The organism is Psychromonas antarctica, assembly GCF_022267535.1.
GTDB lineage: Bacteria > Pseudomonadota > Gammaproteobacteria > Enterobacterales > Psychromonadaceae > Psychromonas > Psychromonas antarctica.
In genome coordinates this window covers 109,052-126,611 of the sequence record NZ_JAHNZV010000002.1, presented here as the reverse complement: position 1 = coordinate 126,611, position 17,560 = coordinate 109,052, and the positions used below count along the sequence as shown (strand labels likewise).

Genomic DNA, 17,560 nt, shown 5'->3' with positions numbered 1-17,560 from the left:
AAGTTAACGATGGAATGTGCTTAAAGCTCGTTTCTCGCAGGTCTTATAGATAGTCGTGGTTGTCAATCCCTGAGTATGCGTTTTGAAGCGAGTTGTTCTGTTGGCTCGAACGTCTTGTTAGAAACATAATATGTTTGTTGCTGCATATTCGTAACCAACAGAAGCATGTTCCACTTATATAGTAGGAAATTAATCTATTAAATAAGTGGCTTGGTCAAACTATAAGCTGTTGCACTCGGACTCTGATGACGCCTCGGCCCTGCTGCAAGCTTTATATTTCACATAGGTGTATTCCAATGGCTCAAGGTAGCAATAAAAAATTTTTAACTAAAAGAATCCGAAAAGGCAATAAGGGCTACCCAATTGCTACTATTTCTTTTTATGGACCAACCAATATCACCGCATCAAAATTAGTCTGTGCCGTGATTGCATACGATGGCGCAGATGCTGAGCCGATGAAAAAATGGTTTTCAACTTCAGATATAAGAAAATCAGAGAAAACAATTGGTGAGGTTTTAGCTTTTATCGAAGAAAATGAAGTGAAGTCAGTGAGTATGATTGATGGAATTATTGGTTGCCCCCATGAAGAAGGAATAGATTACCCTAATGGTGGATCATGTCCGCAATGTAATTATTGGAAAGGGCGTGACAGGTTCACTCATGAGTTAATTCATTAAATAGAAATATAACAAGTGCAATTAAATCGGACGCATTACGGCTGTTGCTGTTTATTGCGGCGTTAGTGCGTCAAGCGAAGTTTGATGCATCTTGCAGGGTATAAGTCCCTGCCAGGTAAGGTTTAACCAATCACTTGTAACGAGTGTTGCGCCTATGGCGGAATCTAGGATTCGTGAAATACTTATCAGCGATTTAGTCGCACTAGATGAACAATATAGGTGAAGCCTACACAGAGAATCATATAGGCCATAGGGGCTGTCGTGGCTCTAAAGTGCTGGTATCGCTCCGATAAATATTAGATCTGACTGACGAGGTTTCTTCTCTTCTCAACGAAAGTGTCATCGAAGTCCAAGCAAAGCAACCGTAATGGTAAGGTTGTGGCGGGTCAGCGGCTTCCCTGAAGGTGAAAGTTAAGTCGTGGCATGTATGAAGAGATGTATCTTCCTTTTACTGGCTTAAGGCTCATTGAGAGATCCAAAAAAGTAAGGCCAACGATGACTCTTTGGAAGTCAGCTCAGCCCGTAGTAGTCTGAGCAGGAGAAAGCCTTGTACATGGTAAAGGAGCTGACAGTTATATCCGTTGTTAAGCAGACACATAGTCCGCAAAGTAGGGCTGGAGACACACTTTAAAATAAGCAATTTGGACGTGGCAGAAGATAAAACATCATTAATGCGTTTTAGCCGATTTCATGTCGGGCAAAAACGTCACTCTGTATTTCTAGGATTTGAATTTTATTGGGGAACAGATGCCAATGGTAAAGCGAGGTTAAGGCGAAGAACTGCGGTTAAGAAGCAGAAAGCCACACTAAGTGAATATTACCAATGGATAAAGGCAAAACGATCACTCAAACTGAGAGAGTGGTTGCCGCAATTGAAACGAAAAATGCTAGGATTTAAAAATTATTTTGGATCACTCGATAACAGCCGAAGCGTAGCGAATTTATATAGTTATGTTTTGCATGCACTGTACAAATGGCTCAATAGGCGCAGTGGTCGGCAAAGTTATAACTGGAGTAATTTCAAGAAGATGTTAACGTATTTTAAAATTGAGGTAGCGAAAGTTAGCGCCAGAAATGTGCTTGTCGACTGGTACTAGGGTCGTGTTTTACACGAGTGAATATATAACTGAAGAGCTGGATGCGGTAGTTCCGCACGTCTGGATCTGTGTGTGGGGCGGTCTGGTAACAGATCGTTCTACCATGATTATATTTTCAGTGTTGCTCGTAATGGCCACCGATTGCGAAAATATAAATACTTACGTCATCAAATTTATAGATAAGTCGATCTTTTTGTGAAATCCGCTTTGACCATAACCCTGATAAATTGTGTTTTAACGGTTCTGGTTTACCTAGTCCAGTTGCAGGATTGGAACGCAGCATTTCTTTTAAAATTTTGCATAATGACTTATGTAGCTTTTTGTCATTTTCTCTCAATAGCCCATAGGTGAGCCAAGTTTTACCTTCAAAGACTAGTGATCTCATTTAATTGCTCTTGTGTTGGTTTATAACCGTCATTATTTTTATGTGTACCGATTGATTCAGCAATTTGCTGCATTAAAGTGCTACTTTGTAGCACATGCAAGGTTTCCTGCTCTCTTTCCCAATCATCGGCACTCATAACAATAAAAGATTCACCAGCCCGTCTTGTTACTTTAATAGGTTCATGGTCGCTAACAGTTTGTTCAATATATGTTTTTAAGTTATCTCTAAACTGATTTACACTTATGCTATGCATATTTATCTCGCTATTTAAGTACGGTGTTGCCGTACATTTTAGCGTAGCAAATATGACAAAGCAATTAAATCGATAAAAGTTAATACACGCTATGAAGCGGCAATGTCGACGGTTTTCATGCTGGTATCCGTGGGTTATGATCTTTCAATCACCTATCCCACCTTGCTTTTTACGTCGCGGTGCCTGTCTTCAGTCTAGGAGCATGGTTCAATAATGGTGTTCTATTAATACCAATGTTTGTGATAAAGAATCTCGTTTGATTCGACCGATTAAAGAACTTAAAGGCTTTAGCAAGGTTAGCTTGTCAGCAGGTGAAAAAACTAACGTTAAGTTTGAATTAACAACGCGTGATTTTTCATATTTCGATGAGTCTTTTAGCGATTGGATAGCCGAATCCGGTCAGTTTGAAATTCTAGTTGCGGCATCAAGCGAAGATATCCGCCTGCGTAGTACCATTCAACTGAACTCAAAACAGCCGCTTAAAATTGAATTTGATGAGCGAACCAGCTTGCGAGAGTGGATTCAATACCCAGAAACAAAAGCGATAATTTTCCCGGTTGTCGAAGAGTTTTTTATGAAAATGCCGAATGAATTTGAAGGTGAACTTATCGATTTCAAAATTAAAAATGATTATTTCATGGATATGCCGATGGGTAAATACAACTATTTCAGCCGTGGCGCTATTGCCACTGAGGCTATTGCTGCAGCATTGGAGCAATCTAAAGGCCTGGTTTTAACCCACTAAATGTAATACCACTTGTGATTATTAACCTTAATCCACCCCCCAGTTCTGCTGGGGTGAATCGCATAGGTTTGACAGTGTAACGGTAGGAAATCTTCTTTGTTCACCCCAAAGTAAATAGGTAAAACAACCTCACATTCTAGATTAAAGACTGAGTGAATTGTACATATAAGTTGCTGTGCGCGGACTCGACGCAGTTTTTGCTAAAATAAAAAGCGGTAAAAAAAGCGCTAACCTAAGTGGCAGTGCTTGAGGCGTTAGCTGTATATCTCAAATTGCAATAAGCCGCAAAAGTGCTACTATAGTGATACATTTTATCGTTGAGGTTTATTATGAAAGTTGAATTAGTTACGACACTGAAGCGGCAAGCCACGAAAATATTATCTGAACTACACACTTCTAAAGAGCCCGTATTAATCACTGAACATGGTCAACCATCCGCATATCTTGTTGATGTAGATGATTTTGAATTTATGCAAAAACGAATGCAAATTCTCGAAGCACTTGCTAAAGGTGAGACCGCAATAAGTCGAGGGGAAACTACCTCTAATATTGAAGCTAAAGAGAAAATGAATAAATGGCTGAAATAATTTGGACAAAACCTGCGCTTGAAGATCTAAATGACATAGCCGAATATATTGCTTTAAGTAATCTGTTGTCGGCAAATAAACTGGTGAAAATTATTTTTGAGAAAGTGGAACGGCTTGAAGCATTTCCTGAGTCGGGTAAGAAACCGTTTGAATTAAATAATCTTAATTATCGAGAAATTATTGTGAATCCCTGTCGTCTATTTTATAAAATAGAAAACGGCAATGTTTTCATTTTACATATAATGAGACAAGAACGTGACTTAAGAAAATTCTTGTTGCTTATATAATATACAGCTATAAAGCTAAGCACTCGACGCTTAACGACTGTCATCGTTTTTTAAGTCTAGCAAAAACGAGGCCAAACCTGTGTGTCGGTGGTTGCAGCGTTAGCAATCATAGCGAACGTGTATGAATATCTATTTTCTAAAAATCACACTAAACTATTCTGCATCGTCTGCAGAAATACTAACCAAGAGCTAAATAATGATGACTTCAATGAATAGAAAATGGATGGTTAAACAAACTCTGCTAGTAATTTTAGCGGTGCTATCGCTATCAAGCTGTGTTAGCTGGATAGCTCCTACTGTTAAGTCTGAGATAATCGAGCTGCAAGCTGGCCAGTATCATCTCGATGGTAAGCATGCTGCATTAATATTTAAAATCCAGCATTTGGGATTATCAACCTATGTCGGTCGCTTTAATAAATTCGATGCGGAACTCAACTTTGATCCAAAGAATATGTCTGATGCCTCACTAAATGCCATAGTGTATATCAGCTCGATTGATATTAATGATGAAGATTTAGCGGAAACGTTACAAAGCGCTACGTGGTTTAACAGCGAGGAATTCACACAAGCGTCATTTACTAGTCATACTGTTACTCCAGTATCTGATAGCAGTTTTAATTTTTCGGGTGATTTAACACTTAAGGGAGTCACCAAACCAGTGACTTTTAAAGCTACTTTTCACGGTGGTGCTAATAATTGGATAACAGGAAAATACACCATTGGTTTTAGTGCTATTGGTCAAATCAAACGTTCAGACTTTGGTATGAGTAACTATATACCTATTGTCGGCGATAAAATCGATTTAGAAATTTATGCCGAGTTTCTGAATGATGATAGCTAACAAATAAGAATAGAAGTTGTGTCGCCGACACCTTATGCGGAGATAGAACAAGTTTGTTCTGCTTATTTATAGCAGGTTATACGAAGTAATTGGAGAGGTGTATTATTCAGTTTCATTTCCCATGCTGAGCCCCACTAAATCTGGAATTTGAATTTTTATTTATCAATTAGTTAGGCTGTTTTTAGTGAGTTTGCTTATGCGCTCATGCCCTCTATTTAATGGTCACCATTATTATTACATCCCTATCGCAGTTGAATTAGCCCATCAAATTGTATCACTTGATGGTAGCAAGGGCAGATCCAACTTGTTTTTTCCGAGGGATTAACGGGCCACAGGCAATGATAAGTAGTGGTGGTTTGACTGTATCGGTCCATTGCCATTTTCCTCATGCGTGAAGTGATAGATGAATTGTAACCTGTACGATCTGATTTTACAGTACTCCATGAGCGTGTTTTTATCAGAGTATCGATATGTTGCTTTAGCTCTTGGGGCGTTAAGGTATCGAGGATACGTTGAAAGTAATCTGCAATGCGACGTACAGCACGAGAATACGCATCAATGGTGGCAGGGCGCTTCCTTTGTAGTATTAAGTTAATAATATATTGATGATAAAAGGGGCGAGTGTTGTTCGTCAAGGGGTTCCATAATAGGTACTCCATAAGGCGCCACCCAGATGGCGGTCTGGTCAAATAGAGTATGGAGCGCTTTTTTCGGCAGCAAAGCGGCTTTGTTCAACAAGCGTTCCACTGGATGCTAACTTTTTAAGAAAGGTTCGATTATGATAATTAGAGAAGCCACAAAATCAAATTTAGAACATATTTCAAACGTTTATTCAGCCTGTTTCCCCAGAGAAAGGAATCATGATATGTGGATAAATTGTTGCTTCAATTCATTCCCTAAATCTGTCTATTACGTTTGTGAAAGTCATGAGTGTATTCAAGGTTACATATTATGGAGCGTAAGAAATGGTTTTCGGTCTAACACTATTATTGAGTTAGAACAGCTTGGTGTTCATCCGGTTCACGCAAAACAAGGCATTGGTAGAAAATTAATTGTTGAATCCTTTAAACTTTTTAAATCTCATATTGCGGGGTTAGGCCTTGATGTTGGTGCCGTGATGGTAACCACTTCGGAAGGGAATTATGCAGAAGAATTGTATAAGTCTACCTTGGGTGTAACTCGAAATGGAAGAATAGAAGAGTATGGTTCAGGAAATGAATTGGTCTTGTTTAAGAGGATTAAACTATAAGAAACCGCACTAGAGGCTTTGGTCTTGCCACGGTCTTTGAAAAAGACTCAATAGCAGCACAAATAGCCATTTAGATAAATATTAAGATCTTATAGGAATGTAGGTTTAATAATCTAAAGGTTAAATATCGCAAATCTGTACTTCGAAGCCAATTGGGTGCAATAGAATTAAATGTAATAACGGAAGCTTTGCGTACTTATTAGGCAGTAGGAATGCCGATGTTCTCGTGTTATTGATTTGGAAAGGCGCTGGCGCTCATGTAACAAAAACACAAGCGGGTTAGATTCGAGTCCTCATTGCGACGATTAAGATGGTGAATAGGGTAGTTTATAGTGTTTTTGATTTTAAAATCCCCTTGTTCAGCTGCCTAGGCAACAGTTGGCCGAAGTGTAATGAGTATTTACCTGAATATTTTAGTTTATGGGATACGATTTATAACCGTTTCACATTGCTTCAAAAGTGGAATATTAATGTGATTATCTAATACATGATTAAGTTGATAACGATATTGTATTGGTATTGCGTATTCTCATGATGTCGATCACTCATTCTCACCGAAGCCGATCAGTCATTCTCATTCATGCCGATCACTTTTACTCGTCACTTTACGGTGAGATTGAGTTGTAATGCTTTATTCAATATTCGTCAATACCTTTGCCCCCATTTTACGCATCGACTCGCCTTTTAATTCAAATCGCTCTGCACAGTGGATCAATCTATCCATGATCGCATCCGCATAAGTTGCTTCCCCAATTAACTCATGCCATTTCGAAATCGGTAGCTGACTCATCAAGATCATCGAACTTTGCCCGTGCCGCGCATCGATAATATCAAGTAGATCGCTCCGTTCTTGACCCGTTAAGCTTTCCATTCCCCAGTCATCAATGATCAGGATTTGGCATTTATTAAGTTGAGCAAGAAATCGAGGGTAACTTCCCTCTCCATGGACGCGTTGTAGGTGTTCTTGCAATCCCTTTAACCTAAAGTAGCGAGCGCTCTTGCCTTGCTGGCAGAAGTATTGGCCAATGGCGCAACCCATAAATGTTTTTCCACAGCCAGTAGCACCTGTAAAAATAAGGTTTTGGTGGTGAGTTAACCAGTGACCTTCAAGCAAACTGCGAACCTTTGCTTTTTCAATACCACGACCCGCTCGGTAATCGATCTGCTCTGGAATTGCCTGTAATCGGAATTTAGCTTGCTTGACTAGCCGTCCTATTTTACGTTGCTCTCGCTGCGTAATTTCTTCATCAAGTAGTAGTGTTAATCGTTCCTGGAAGCTGAGATCTTGATAGTGTTGGGGCTGTGCATTTTGTGCTTCAAGTGCACTAAATACGTGGCTAAGACGTAGATTATTAAGTTGCTCGGATAAGTGTTTATTCATGAGTATTCCTTAATGGTAATAGTTTTCGCCACGGAGATTATCGTGTTCGACATTGATTAATTTATCGGATGAATCAGAGATCAGTGGTAGTTGGTCTAAGCGATTATTTAAGATTGCTTTAATACTTTGCAATCGATATGCCCCTGTATCAAGCCCGCGTCTGCAAGCTGCATTAAGGCGATCTTTAGGATATTTTTTATTCAGAGTAAGTAGCCCCAGACAGACGCGATAGCTTTGCTGCGGATGTTGCTTATTGTTTAATTGAAATTTAACCCACTCTAATACTGCATCACCCAATGAGCCTGCCCAGCTTTCAAAACGCTCAGGCGTCCATTTTGTGTACTCTTGATGAGATTTAGGCATGTGGTCATTGAGGGTGCTATGTCCGCCGATTTTCGTTGATTTTATATGTTGTGCAATGCAGTTACCTTGATGGTAAATACAGATCATCTTTTGGGTAACATGCGCTTCTAATCGTTTTCGGATCAGCCCGTAAGGGACTGAGTAGTAGTGCTTTTCAACTTCAACATGATAATCAATGTGGACGAGCACTTTTTTAATGTAGGTATATTGATAATGTTGCCGGGGTAAAGGCTTCAATGCAGGCAAGTCTATGCTGTTAAATAATGATGACCGAGTACCCGATATTTTTTGAAAAGGTTTGTTGTTCATCAGTAACAGTAACTCTTTAATACGTTGATTTAAATGCGTTAAAGAATAAAATGCCTCATGACGCAACACCGACATTATCCAGCGTTCAACAATCAACACACCATTCTCAGCCTTCGCTTTATCCTTTGGTTTAAGTGGTCTGGCGGGTAAAATGGTGACATTGTAATGTGCTGCCATTTGCTGATACGTGGGGTTTAAATCAGGATCATATTTACAAGCGCGAGTTGTTCCTGATTTCAAGTTGTCGGGGATCAGTAAGTCAGGCACACCACCCAAAAATTCAAAGCACCGCACATGACTCATTACCCAATCTTCAAGCTTCTGAGAGAGTGTTGCTTCAGCATAAGTGTAATTAGAGGCGCCAAGTACTGCGACAAAGACTTGTGCTGTTCGTATCTCTCCAGTGTCAGGGTTAACAAGCGGGAGTGTTGGCCCGCAATAATCAATAAAGAGCTTTTCACCCGCCTTATGGTTTTGGCGCATTGAAGGCTGTAGCTTCCTTGCCCATTCTTTATAGTATCTACAGAGCTGTGGGTAGCTGTAATAGTTGTCGCTATTACGCTCAACATACTCCTGCCAGAGCAGTTGTTTAGTAACCCCTTTACGCTTTAACTCAAGTTGAAATTCAGGCCAGTTCGGTAAAGGAATAGCCGTTCTTGGTGTGTGTTTAGTTTGTAGAAAGGCTTTATTAAGCTTTGTATCCGTCCATTCATCAGGCAATGGCCACGCTTCAATCCCCATCATTTTTGCACGAGTAATGTAGTTGGAGATCGTTGATGCTGATATCGATAGGCTTTTAGCTATTTTACGGTGTGATAGTTTGGCTTGATACTTTAAGCGCAATATCTCTTTTAGTTTTCTCATTGAAATTGACTCTGCTGGCATAAACCTTTCCTTTTTAAAAACAAAAAGAAAGTATGCGGGTTTAACAAAGCAAAATGATTTTTGAGTACCTTTTACTTAAAAAAAGTGATCGGCATCGATGAGAATAGGTGATCGGGGTAAGTGAGAACAAGTGATCGGCTTACATGAGAATGGGTGATCGGGATGGGTGAGAATATGCATCAACTATCATACCTTTTTGTAACGCTATAATAATGCGTGGAAATTGCGAACCTTGTGCTTTGTGGAGCGTAATGCAGTAACCTAATTCCATGCAGTCCAATACAGGCTGTGTAATTTCAACATTATCACCTGTATCTAGCACAACAGAACCATAGCTTTCTCCAACGGATTCAACTGATGACAACACGCCTAATGAACCGTTTTGAATGCCTTTATCGTAATTGTTTTGCGTGAACAAAATAACGTCACCCTTACGTAGGTCACGGAAGAACTTTTCACCATGCCACTCAAACTCAAGTCTTTGCCCGTTAAGGTTTGTAGCGTTTTGAGTCAACTTGTTAATGTCAGCAACCATCACCTTTGTTGCCCCCATTATACGGCTATCATCAGGAGAGGCTTGGAATAGCGTTGTACAAGTTTGAGCAATTTCTTCTTTCTGTGTTTCATGAAAAGTAATCGATCCAGTGCTAATGTTTTCAGGCACAACCCCCGCGTTAATTAACTTTGAATACTCAGGTATCCCTGTTGATCCGTCTTGTCGTTTAACAATGTCTAACATGGTATTTGCGATGACCTTTGACTCAACGATATCTGATAACACCTTGCCACAGCCGATAGGTGGTAATTGGTCTGGATCACCTGTGAATATAATGTGTGTTGAGGGATGTAAATGGATCACCAATCGGTACATGGTCGGCAGATCAATCATTGAAGCTTCATCGATGACTAACAGGTTTTTAGGTTGTTCATTGCTTGGTTCAATGACTTCCTTGCGTAGTAAGGCCGCAATCGTCATTGTTTTGAATCCAATCGATTCGTGCAAACGCATAGCCGCTCGGCCTGATAGTGCTACCGCGTGGATCTCATAGCCTAATTGATGATAAGCCCGAAGTGCGGTTCTTAACACTGTTGTTTTACCCGTTCCTGCACCGCCTGTAATACAAGCTACCGCATTGTCTAAAGCAGTCATTACAGCTTCGCTTTGGCGTTCAGTTAACTCATAGGGCAATTCATCAGCCGCAGACAAATAGGCCGAATTTGCATGCTCATCATATAAGTGTTTTTGCTCAGCAAGTGCTAATAGCCGTTTTACTACCACAGATTCCATCAGCAGTTGAGCTGTTGGGTGGTATGTACCTGTCTCGCCATTTAGAATGAATTGTGCCTTTTGATGACCAGCCACAAATGCTTGGCTTGTCAGTTCGGCATTACCAAGAAGTTTCTTAACGGTTGGTTTTATGGCGTTCTGAGTGGTGTAAGTATGACCTTTTTCAATCTCTTTTCGGATTGCCATTTCTAGAGCCGCACTGAGTCTTCTTGGGTCATCCTGTGTAATATCGCTCTTAAAATCCGTTGCCTTAATGATATCGTCAATGGCGCTGAAAGACAGACCAAAGCCAATCAGTGTGTAGGGATTACCCTTGATAACATCTATGGAGGCTTCGCCATGATGTTTAAGTAGCCGTTGCTGTACACTGGCGGGGATTTGGTGCTCACTCATCCAGTTGCAATACGACAGATTCTTATACTTGGCGTAGCCTTTAAAGAGCGCTTCTATTGAGCCTTCATTTAGAATCGATGTCAGGCATTCTCTGGATTCAGACGTATCTTTTCTCAAGGTGGCATGGAAGTCTTTACCTAGGAGCTGCCAGAGCGCTCTAGCTTTGCTTTCACCAATCCCTTTGAAGTCCTTTTCTTTAGCTATAAAGCGTATCAGTTGCTCACCTGTTTCTGGCAAGGCACATTCAATATGCTCTGGTGAATCATAGGTGTGTTGCTTCATTAAATAATCGCCAGTTTCGACATCTTTAATTTGGCGAGTACCTTTGACCGACCAATGCTGACCTAGCGTGGGTTGAATGGGGATGCTATCAGGGTTAGCTTTGATGGTGACATAATATTTGCCATTATTGGTTTTGTAAGAGTCTAGCGCCAGTGGTACACCGCTAAATATCACCAATTTAGTTGAGCGATAAGGGATGCTCGTAACGCGCATTTTGTCTTCATTCAAAACGGGATTCATCGCGGCATTAATCCCATTTCAGATAGAGTCTCAGACAGCTCACCAAAGCGTTCAAGTCGCTTTTCAAGCTCTTTGACCTTGGCTTTCAATTCAATGTTCTCTACCTCTAATGACGATACCCGTTTTGAATCCAGTAACTTACGATTAGTAGTGCTGTCGTAGGCTTTGGGTTTATCCGCATTCTTCTTGGCCGATTCCGTTAAAGGAGGGAGCACACCTTTGTCACGTAGTTCATCTTCTAATGCCTTGAGTGTTTTTTTGAGGGCTGGGTTTTGATTTAGGGCTGATTTTCCACAGCCGATGCTTTTTGCCACTTCGATGCGGTTAAGCTGACCTCTGAACACGATTTGTTTAAAGTCATCATCGGTTTGTGTCGCTTTCCATACCTCAAATGCCTCAAGGTTTTGCTGCGCTTTTTGCTGACCACTTGCCATTATTAGACCTCTGTTTTTTTCGATTAAGGTTTAACATATTTTATTATAGAAGAGTGTTATTTAGCTTTAGACTCAATGTCTTGCAATGTTCTATTGAAAACATCCATTACAGCAGGATTACTCTCACCAATATTGGCAATTTTCTGTATAAAGGCTTGCAAGTAGCCAACTTCATCCTTTGCCACTTTCACTTCCGCTTCTAATTGAATAACTTTTTCAGCTAAGTCAATGTCCTTCTCAAGATACGATACAAGCTTTGTATCTGTTGTTGAGATAGGCTTACCTTTAAGTAAACGCTTTTTCTCTTTGTATTCATTTTTGATGTTGACGTATGTGTCCAGCGTCTGTCGAGACGTCGTAATTGCAAGGCTAGATTCAATTTTCGTGACCAGTAAATCCCATGTTAACTTACCATCCCAACTGCGAATTACAGCTTGTATTGAGATTTGTTGCTCTGTATCAAGTGACTTTGATGCCATTTCTCGTTTCCTTATATAGAACCCAAAAAGCCTAAAAAATTGTTTTTGGCAATCGTGTTATCGGGTTTTGTTTTTGCTTCAATTGCAGCTTGTAACGCCTTGTTTGGATTCGGTAGGGTCAACTTTCGTTCAGAAACTGTTTTAGTATCCAAGTCTGTAATGCGTATTATATTTGAGCTTGTGAGATACCGTACAATCGAACCTTGTTTTATGGTCTTGTCTGAAAGTACCTCTATTAAATTTTTTAACATACAGGTATTACGATAATGCGTTAAGTACCATTGTTGCATCCCATCGCTCGTGGTGAAGTTAATTGCGTCTTGAACTCGCTCTAAATCATAGGTTTGCACCTTGAGGTCTTTCTTTAATAGTTCAATGGCTTCCTCATCATGAGCAACATGACAGGAAGATGGACATAATGTGCATTGAGTTACAAATTCAGTCATGTATGTACAAGGTGATAATGTGAGGTTTTGAACGCAAAACCCCACTTCTGTTACGAACGTTGGAGTGAGGTTTTCAGTCGCGGCGTCATACTGAGTTTTACTTTGCATACGCTTACCTACGTTTTCTTCAACCTCACATTCAGCTTCTTGGTCATACATGATATCACTGATAACTGAGGAATTTTGAGCGTCTGTTGTGTGTATGTAGGTTAAGGTTTGCTCTGCGCTTTTTCGACCTGACAACATTGTGATGAGTAGGTGAGGTAAGCCCTTTTTAGCCAAATAATCATTCTGCCAATGCCTAAATTGATGAGGTTTAATAAAAAAATCCGCAGAAAAACCGTGTCGCTCAAAGATGGTTTTTTGAGTCTTTCCCTTGTTTTTTATTAAGTCCTGAGAGAAGAATTGCTCCAAAGATGAGATAGGCACCAATAGAAAATGTGACGCTTTTTGCTCGTTTAATTGCTTTGCGGTAAAGGCGAATAGGGCGTTCTCATAATCCACTTGCTTGGTTTGTTTTCTATTGTAACCCGTCAGGCTTGGCTGGTTGGTGTGAACAAAGTGATTTTGAAACTCTGCAACCGTGAGCACTTTCCTCCCCGCGCAATATTTTTCAAACTGCTTTTTTGTGTGTAGCTTCACCCCAAGAAGTGCAGCAGCGCAAGAGCATTGAGATATCATCAATAGCTTATCGAAAGGGGAAAGCTCTGCAATAGGCTTAATGTGTTTTGGTTGTCCTTTGGGGTTTGGAGCCTCGATTGATCCTTGCGTATCGTGTGTCACTCGGGCGACTTTATCTGTACCATCGAAAAAACCTAAGAGTAACGCAAGATGTATGAGGGTAATGGGCTTTCCCATCGCAGGGGACTGCAATTTAAGATTCTCAATGCTTGGTTTGAACTCACCAAGAACATCTTTCAGTGGTTGAGCGGGATTTTTATAGAATCTTGCTAACACCCTTGCTGGCTCAGTCACAATACTTGTGTAATGCAAAGCCCGATCAAGGCTTTTCGCCATTTCAGCATTGAAATGCTTTTGGTTATCTAGATATCCCTTAGAGCCACGCCAGTTAAGATAATAAACGGTTTCCTGTTTTCCCTTAACGGTTTCGGTATGGCTTTTTAAACGCTGCTTCGTCAGAAGAACTTGCTCTGCTGCTGCTCGGTTAGGCGATGACATAGCGAGAGCTACCATGGTACAAGTAAAGGCATCAAGTTGGTATAACGAAAGGTGGACAAGGTGCTGCCAAGCGCTTAGATCGGATTGCTCGCTTTTGAAAGGAGGAATAACATCATGAAAAATAGCGCCTAACGCGAGGAGCGCTTTTTCGTCGGGAAGTTTGCTATTTTCTGCCTCAATTGCCTCATGCCCAGATTTAGATCTCATTCCACGTATCTGTACTGGAATACTCGGACTACAGCTCGTAGCAAGCATTTTATGCTGATGAAGCCAGTTAAGGAAAGAGACTAACCCTTGACTATAAGCCATGTTGTCAATGGTGCGCTGAATATCAGTCAAACTGGTTGAAGCAACGTTATTGCCATGTTTAATAAGAAACTGCTTGGCGATGGCTAACCTAGCTTTCTTAGTATTTATACTGACATTCTTTTTAAGTACATCCAGTAAATAAGCGAAAAGCAACTGATGCGTCTCTGCATTTAGTCTGTCTTCCTTGGTGAACTCGCTGCCTATTTTTGCGTTGGATTGATTGTCATTATTGAATAAGAAGTTTGCTGTTACCCCTGTTGCATTCGTAAAAATGACCGCGATATCATCCCATTTGGCTTGTTCTCCTTTTTGATTCTTAAAGCCCGTTAAAGGTTGCAGCATTTTATTTTCAATGTAGGCGCGTTGGTTAGCAATATAGCGGTTAAATGCTGTCATTTTTTACCTCCGAGCTTCAATGTCTTTCTTTCTTCACAAAGGGCAATGGTTGCCTTGATGTAAATGATGATTTTCTTGAGTCTTTTTACCGTCGAAGGGTGCGCCGATTGACTATTGATTTCAAGCTTACGCTGCGCCTTATTAAGATACTGCTGATGGTTTGCTGTTTCGATCGGCCTAAAGTTGTCACAGGGGTAGCAACCCATTGGTGCACCACCTTTGGATTTGCAACTTGAGCAATTTTCAGGGGTTAACTTGTATCCCACTTCTTCATCAAACTGACTTTTGACATAAAACGCCTTGTCCTTTTGTAACTCTTGAACCGATGCAGTATCAAACCTCTTGATAATATGGTTATCCGCGTAAGCTTGGTCTATTTTGACGCGCTCTTGAGCCTTGAGATCTATGTAGGGCAAAATGGCTTCAATGGTCACGCCTGTAATTGATGCCACTTGCGCAGGGCTGAATCCCTGCCAAATTGCTTGCGTTAATTGCGTGTGTCTCCACCGATTGTTTGAAAGAACTAAGGGTTTATTGAGCAATCGATCACTCTGCGCATTGAGTTTTGCTTTAAATAGATAGGTGATGCCTGAAGACAGGTTATTTGAAGTCATGTGGTATGCTTTCGAGGTGTCACTGATTGCCATGAAAATCTCAGGCTTTGATTGATACCCAGAACTAAAGAGGCTTTGCTCTGGCAGTAGGGGTAAACGCCTCATTAACTCTGTCATTTCATCACCACATAGATTGATATTGCTTTTATGTAACTGGTTTGAAAGGAGGTTTTCATAAGCCTGATAATAGCATAATAACACTCTAGAAAAATCAGGCTCTAAACGGTGTGAACGTGATTCTGCGTTAAAACGAAACTCCCCATCCTTACCCTTAAAAGTTCGAAGGTGTAACTGCTCGACATCTGAAAATAGATGCTGTGTAATGGGGTGCCAATCTCGGTCAGGTTCTTTGTGCGACTGAAACTCTTGACCAACTCGTAAAACATCACACCATTTGATTTTCACAAGTTGAACAGGCCGCCTTACAATTGCCACCATGAGTTGGCTTGCAATCACGTTCCGAAAACGTGTAAATGTTTTGTGGGTCAATATTTCGCCATTTAGCGCTTGAAGGGTTTCAATACGAAGTGCCTCTAGAAGATTATCATGCTCAATTTCACTGTAAGCGCCTTTTTTTATGTCAAGAATCCCTTTAATATGATTCCAGCCACCTAGATTTACCTCTTTAATTGAGTCATACAAAGGGGTAAGTGTTGATGAGTGGTATTCATCACTACGCTGAAAAAAAAACAGTGCCTTTCGAACATTTTTTTTGTAACTATCTAGCGTTAACCACCATGCATTAAATTCATTGATATCAAGGTGATTGATGATAGTTTTAAGTGTGCTTACGTGACCATTCACGCTACTGAATGCATAGTACGAAGTAGAATGGGCTATTGATAGCCTCAAATCGAGAAAAGTGGCGTTATCGACGCTCAGTTCATTCATCCACTCTAAATAAAGTGTGTTTTTATATCCAAGCGACCATTCATCAGACAATATATCAAATGTGTAGCCATTTTCTCTAGCTGAGAACGTTCTTTGACCAGTGTACTCTTTGTTTAAGGTGAAGAGCTGAGATTTATTCATTAACGCCTCCAAGACTTGGTACAGATTTACATTGATTTTTCGCAGAGAGTTCTTGAACTTTTACCGCCAATTTAAACTCATTGTAGGTTTGCGCCATTTTGGAGTCTTCAACCCAACCCATGCTGTATTTACGCATATCTTCAATCTGCGCCGGCTCAAAACCTGCCTCTTCCGCTTTGTCAGTAAAAACTTCATTCCACTTGTGTCTTAGCTTGTGAGGGTGCAAATTGATACCAACTGCGTCACCAAACTTATCCACCAGTTTGTGAATTGCCTTGTAAGATATAGGTTGGCCTGATGTAACTCCTTTTTCCGAAACAAAAACGAAATCATGTTCATGAGCGCTAGATCGTGATACCCGCATCGTTGATACGTAGAGCTTGATTAGCTTCATTAAATCTGACGAGACCGATATTGAAAGTGCTTTGGTTTTATTTGCAGCAGGTATACGCCTAGTATCCGTAGCATCGTCAGGCGTTCTAGTAAGAAGGAATCGAGGGTTATCCCAATCATCCACTAAATCACTAATCTTGAGCTTTAAAACTGCGCCGACTCGAACACCTGTATCAATCAGTATTTGCATGATGATTTGATTTCTCAGCTTACTCGATTTGAATGGGTTTTTCGGTGAGCTTTCTTTAATGGTTTCGAGCAACTCAAAGAATTTATCTGTTGAAATGGCGGGTTCAAAGGCGTCTTTTGTGATTGTGTTATCTTTTCGAGAGCCTGAAATAAACTTATTGATATAGAGCTGAAAAGCTCTGAATTTATCGTCAGTTTTAGCATTCTCTTCTGTAGAGGCTTGGTCGTAATGATGGCAGACGTACAAATACTCAATATAGCTTCTCAGACGAATTAAGCGCTGACGAAAGGTGTGCGCAGATACTTGCGAGTGACTGTTTGCTGTTGCATGGATAGCGTCTCTGATACGCTTATCTGTAATACTGGTTACATTCGAGCTTTCTTGCGAAGCGTTATCATCAGTATAGAGCTTACATGCTCGAACAAAATCCTTCACCTCTACCCTTGAAAGGAGCTCACCATCAGCAACCCTATCAACTAGATTTATGTCCTTTTTTGTGAAATAACAATACAAAATTTTTAACTCGTAAGCGTACTTTATGCGAGTATTTAGACTTGGCGCTTGCGTGCTTGAGCCTTTATTTCCCTTGGAAAAAGGTGAGTTGTGATTACCATTCAAGTACGCATTGAGATACAAACAAGCAGGGAAAACATTGCTTCGCACCACCAAAGGAAATGAGTAACCCATGGTATCTCTATAAATATTTACTTTAATATTTTTACCGAAATTAACCATTACAAAACCTTGACTAACCTACACGTAATTCTACTATAGGTAGTGGTTGTAATTTTGTAAAGGAAAAATACTCAATCAAGAGTGTGTATGT

At 40.4% G+C, this 17,560-nt stretch carries 18 protein-coding genes; 7 read left to right on the top strand and 11 right to left on the bottom strand.

Annotation, left to right across the window (positions count from 1 at the left end):
• The first annotated feature begins 296 nt into the window (after positions 1-296).
• Positions 297-677: a hypothetical protein gene (locus tag KSO91_RS01445; protein ID WP_238740610.1), complete on the top strand. Its 381-nt coding sequence runs from the start codon at positions 297-299 to the stop codon at positions 675-677.
• A 647-nt stretch (positions 678-1,324) separates the two neighbouring features.
• Positions 1,325-1,774 carry a group II intron maturase-specific domain-containing protein gene (locus KSO91_RS01440; RefSeq protein WP_238740608.1) on the top strand — a complete coding sequence of 150 codons (450 nt, stop codon included), beginning with the start codon at positions 1,325-1,327 and terminating at the stop codon, positions 1,772-1,774.
• A gap of 115 nt (positions 1,775-1,889) precedes the next feature.
• On the opposite strand, the gene KSO91_RS01435 is transcribed toward KSO91_RS01440, so the two are convergent.
• Positions 1,890-2,159 carry a Txe/YoeB family addiction module toxin gene (locus tag KSO91_RS01435; RefSeq protein ID WP_238740606.1) on the bottom strand — a complete coding sequence of 90 codons (270 nt, stop codon included), beginning with the start codon at positions 2,157-2,159 and terminating at the stop codon, positions 1,890-1,892.
• Positions 2,140-2,412, bottom strand: coding sequence for a type II toxin-antitoxin system Phd/YefM family antitoxin (locus KSO91_RS01430; RefSeq protein ID WP_238740604.1), 273 nt, complete (start codon positions 2,410-2,412; stop codon positions 2,140-2,142). Before KSO91_RS01430 ends, KSO91_RS01435 begins: the two co-directional genes overlap by 20 nt.
• A gap of 223 nt (positions 2,413-2,635) precedes the next feature.
• Here KSO91_RS01430 and KSO91_RS01425 point away from each other — a divergent pair, with 223 nt between their 5' ends.
• From KSO91_RS01425 to KSO91_RS01410, 4 genes are all read left to right on the top strand, one after another.
• Positions 2,636-3,157, top strand: coding sequence for a fibronectin type III-like domain-contianing protein (locus KSO91_RS01425; RefSeq protein ID WP_338049727.1), 522 nt, complete (start codon positions 2,636-2,638; stop codon positions 3,155-3,157).
• Between the two features lie 329 nt (positions 3,158-3,486).
• Positions 3,487-3,744: a type II toxin-antitoxin system Phd/YefM family antitoxin gene (locus KSO91_RS01420; protein ID WP_238740600.1), complete on the top strand. Its 258-nt coding sequence runs from the start codon at positions 3,487-3,489 to the stop codon at positions 3,742-3,744.
• A complete protein-coding gene (locus KSO91_RS01415; RefSeq protein WP_238740598.1) occupies positions 3,732-4,031 on the top strand; it encodes a type II toxin-antitoxin system RelE/ParE family toxin in 300 nt (99 codons plus the stop codon). Before KSO91_RS01420 ends, KSO91_RS01415 begins: the two co-directional genes overlap by 13 nt.
• Before the next feature lie 196 nt (positions 4,032-4,227).
• Complete coding sequence (locus KSO91_RS01410; protein ID WP_238740596.1) at positions 4,228-4,872, top strand: YceI family protein; 645 nt, start codon at positions 4,228-4,230, stop codon at positions 4,870-4,872.
• A gap of 242 nt (positions 4,873-5,114) precedes the next feature.
• Here KSO91_RS01410 and KSO91_RS01405 read toward each other — a convergent pair whose 3' ends face one another.
• Entirely contained in the window at positions 5,115-5,531 is a 417-nt protein-coding gene (locus KSO91_RS01405; RefSeq protein ID WP_238740594.1) for a phage integrase N-terminal SAM-like domain-containing protein, read from the bottom strand.
• 119 nt (positions 5,532-5,650) lie between these two features.
• Here KSO91_RS01405 and KSO91_RS01400 point away from each other — a divergent pair, with 119 nt between their 5' ends.
• Positions 5,651-6,121, top strand: a complete 471-nt coding sequence (locus KSO91_RS01400) for a GNAT family N-acetyltransferase (protein WP_238740592.1) — start codon at positions 5,651-5,653, stop codon at positions 6,119-6,121.
• Between the two features lie 631 nt (positions 6,122-6,752).
• Here KSO91_RS01400 and istB read toward each other — a convergent pair.
• The 8 genes from istB to KSO91_RS01360 all read right to left on the bottom strand — a co-directional run bounded on the left by istB (position 6,753) and on the right by KSO91_RS01360 (position 17,469).
• Complete coding sequence (gene istB / locus KSO91_RS01395; protein WP_238740590.1) at positions 6,753-7,502, bottom strand: IS21-like element helper ATPase IstB; 750 nt, start codon at positions 7,500-7,502, stop codon at positions 6,753-6,755.
• Positions 7,503-7,511: 9 nt separating this feature from the next.
• The gene (gene istA / locus KSO91_RS01390; protein WP_238740588.1) at positions 7,512-9,059 is read right to left on the bottom strand and encodes an IS21 family transposase; all 1,548 of its coding nucleotides are present in this window, start codon (positions 9,057-9,059) and stop codon (positions 7,512-7,514) included.
• Between the two features lie 139 nt (positions 9,060-9,198).
• Positions 9,199-11,235, bottom strand: a complete 2,037-nt coding sequence (locus KSO91_RS01385; RefSeq protein ID WP_238740586.1) for an AAA family ATPase — start codon at positions 11,233-11,235, stop codon at positions 9,199-9,201.
• 23 nt (positions 11,236-11,258) lie between these two features.
• The gene (locus KSO91_RS01380) at positions 11,259-11,696 is read right to left on the bottom strand and encodes a VPA1267 family protein (RefSeq protein WP_238740584.1); all 438 of its coding nucleotides are present in this window, start codon (positions 11,694-11,696) and stop codon (positions 11,259-11,261) included.
• A 56-nt stretch (positions 11,697-11,752) separates the two neighbouring features.
• Complete coding sequence (locus KSO91_RS01375; RefSeq protein WP_238740582.1) at positions 11,753-12,175, bottom strand: hypothetical protein; 423 nt, start codon at positions 12,173-12,175, stop codon at positions 11,753-11,755.
• An 11-nt stretch (positions 12,176-12,186) separates the two neighbouring features.
• On the bottom strand, positions 12,187-14,451 hold the full coding sequence (locus KSO91_RS01370) for a hypothetical protein (RefSeq protein WP_238740580.1): 2,265 nt from the start codon (positions 14,449-14,451) through the stop codon (positions 12,187-12,189).
• A gap of 50 nt (positions 14,452-14,501) precedes the next feature.
• Complete coding sequence (locus KSO91_RS01365) at positions 14,502-16,151, bottom strand: hypothetical protein (RefSeq protein WP_238740578.1); 1,650 nt, start codon at positions 16,149-16,151, stop codon at positions 14,502-14,504.
• Positions 16,144-17,469, bottom strand: a complete 1,326-nt coding sequence (locus KSO91_RS01360) for a tyrosine-type recombinase/integrase (RefSeq protein WP_238740576.1) — start codon at positions 17,467-17,469, stop codon at positions 16,144-16,146. The genes KSO91_RS01365 and KSO91_RS01360 overlap by 8 nt, the downstream gene beginning before the upstream one ends.
• Between the last annotated feature and the right edge of the window lie 91 nt (positions 17,470-17,560).

Coding starts and splice junctions, on each gene's coding strand:
- KSO91_RS01445 (WP_238740610.1), top strand. CDS start 297: ATGGCTCAAGGTAGCAATAAAAAATTTTTAACTAAAAGAATCCGAAAA.
- KSO91_RS01435 (WP_238740606.1), bottom strand. CDS start 2,159: ATGAGATCACTAGTCTTTGAAGGTAAAACTTGGCTCACCTATGGGCTA.
- KSO91_RS01430 (WP_238740604.1), bottom strand. CDS start 2,412: ATGCATAGCATAAGTGTAAATCAGTTTAGAGATAACTTAAAAACATAT.
- KSO91_RS01420 (WP_238740600.1), top strand. CDS start 3,487: ATGAAAGTTGAATTAGTTACGACACTGAAGCGGCAAGCCACGAAAATA.
- KSO91_RS01415 (WP_238740598.1), top strand. CDS start 3,732: ATGGCTGAAATAATTTGGACAAAACCTGCGCTTGAAGATCTAAATGAC.
- KSO91_RS01410 (WP_238740596.1), top strand. CDS start 4,228: ATGATGACTTCAATGAATAGAAAATGGATGGTTAAACAAACTCTGCTA.
- KSO91_RS01405 (WP_238740594.1), bottom strand. CDS start 5,531: ATGGAGTACCTATTATGGAACCCCTTGACGAACAACACTCGCCCCTTT.
- KSO91_RS01400 (WP_238740592.1), top strand. CDS start 5,651: ATGATAATTAGAGAAGCCACAAAATCAAATTTAGAACATATTTCAAAC.
- istB (WP_238740590.1), bottom strand. CDS start 7,502: ATGAATAAACACTTATCCGAGCAACTTAATAATCTACGTCTTAGCCAC.
- istA (WP_238740588.1), bottom strand. CDS start 9,059: ATGCCAGCAGAGTCAATTTCAATGAGAAAACTAAAAGAGATATTGCGC.
- KSO91_RS01385 (WP_238740586.1), bottom strand. CDS start 11,235: ATGCGCGTTACGAGCATCCCTTATCGCTCAACTAAATTGGTGATATTT.
- KSO91_RS01380 (WP_238740584.1), bottom strand. CDS start 11,696: ATGGCAAGTGGTCAGCAAAAAGCGCAGCAAAACCTTGAGGCATTTGAG.
- KSO91_RS01375 (WP_238740582.1), bottom strand. CDS start 12,175: ATGGCATCAAAGTCACTTGATACAGAGCAACAAATCTCAATACAAGCT.
- KSO91_RS01370 (WP_238740580.1), bottom strand. CDS start 14,451: ATGCTGCAACCTTTAACGGGCTTTAAGAATCAAAAAGGAGAACAAGCC.
- KSO91_RS01365 (WP_238740578.1), bottom strand. CDS start 16,151: ATGAATAAATCTCAGCTCTTCACCTTAAACAAAGAGTACACTGGTCAA.
- KSO91_RS01360 (WP_238740576.1), bottom strand. CDS start 17,469: ATGGTTAATTTCGGTAAAAATATTAAAGTAAATATTTATAGAGATACC.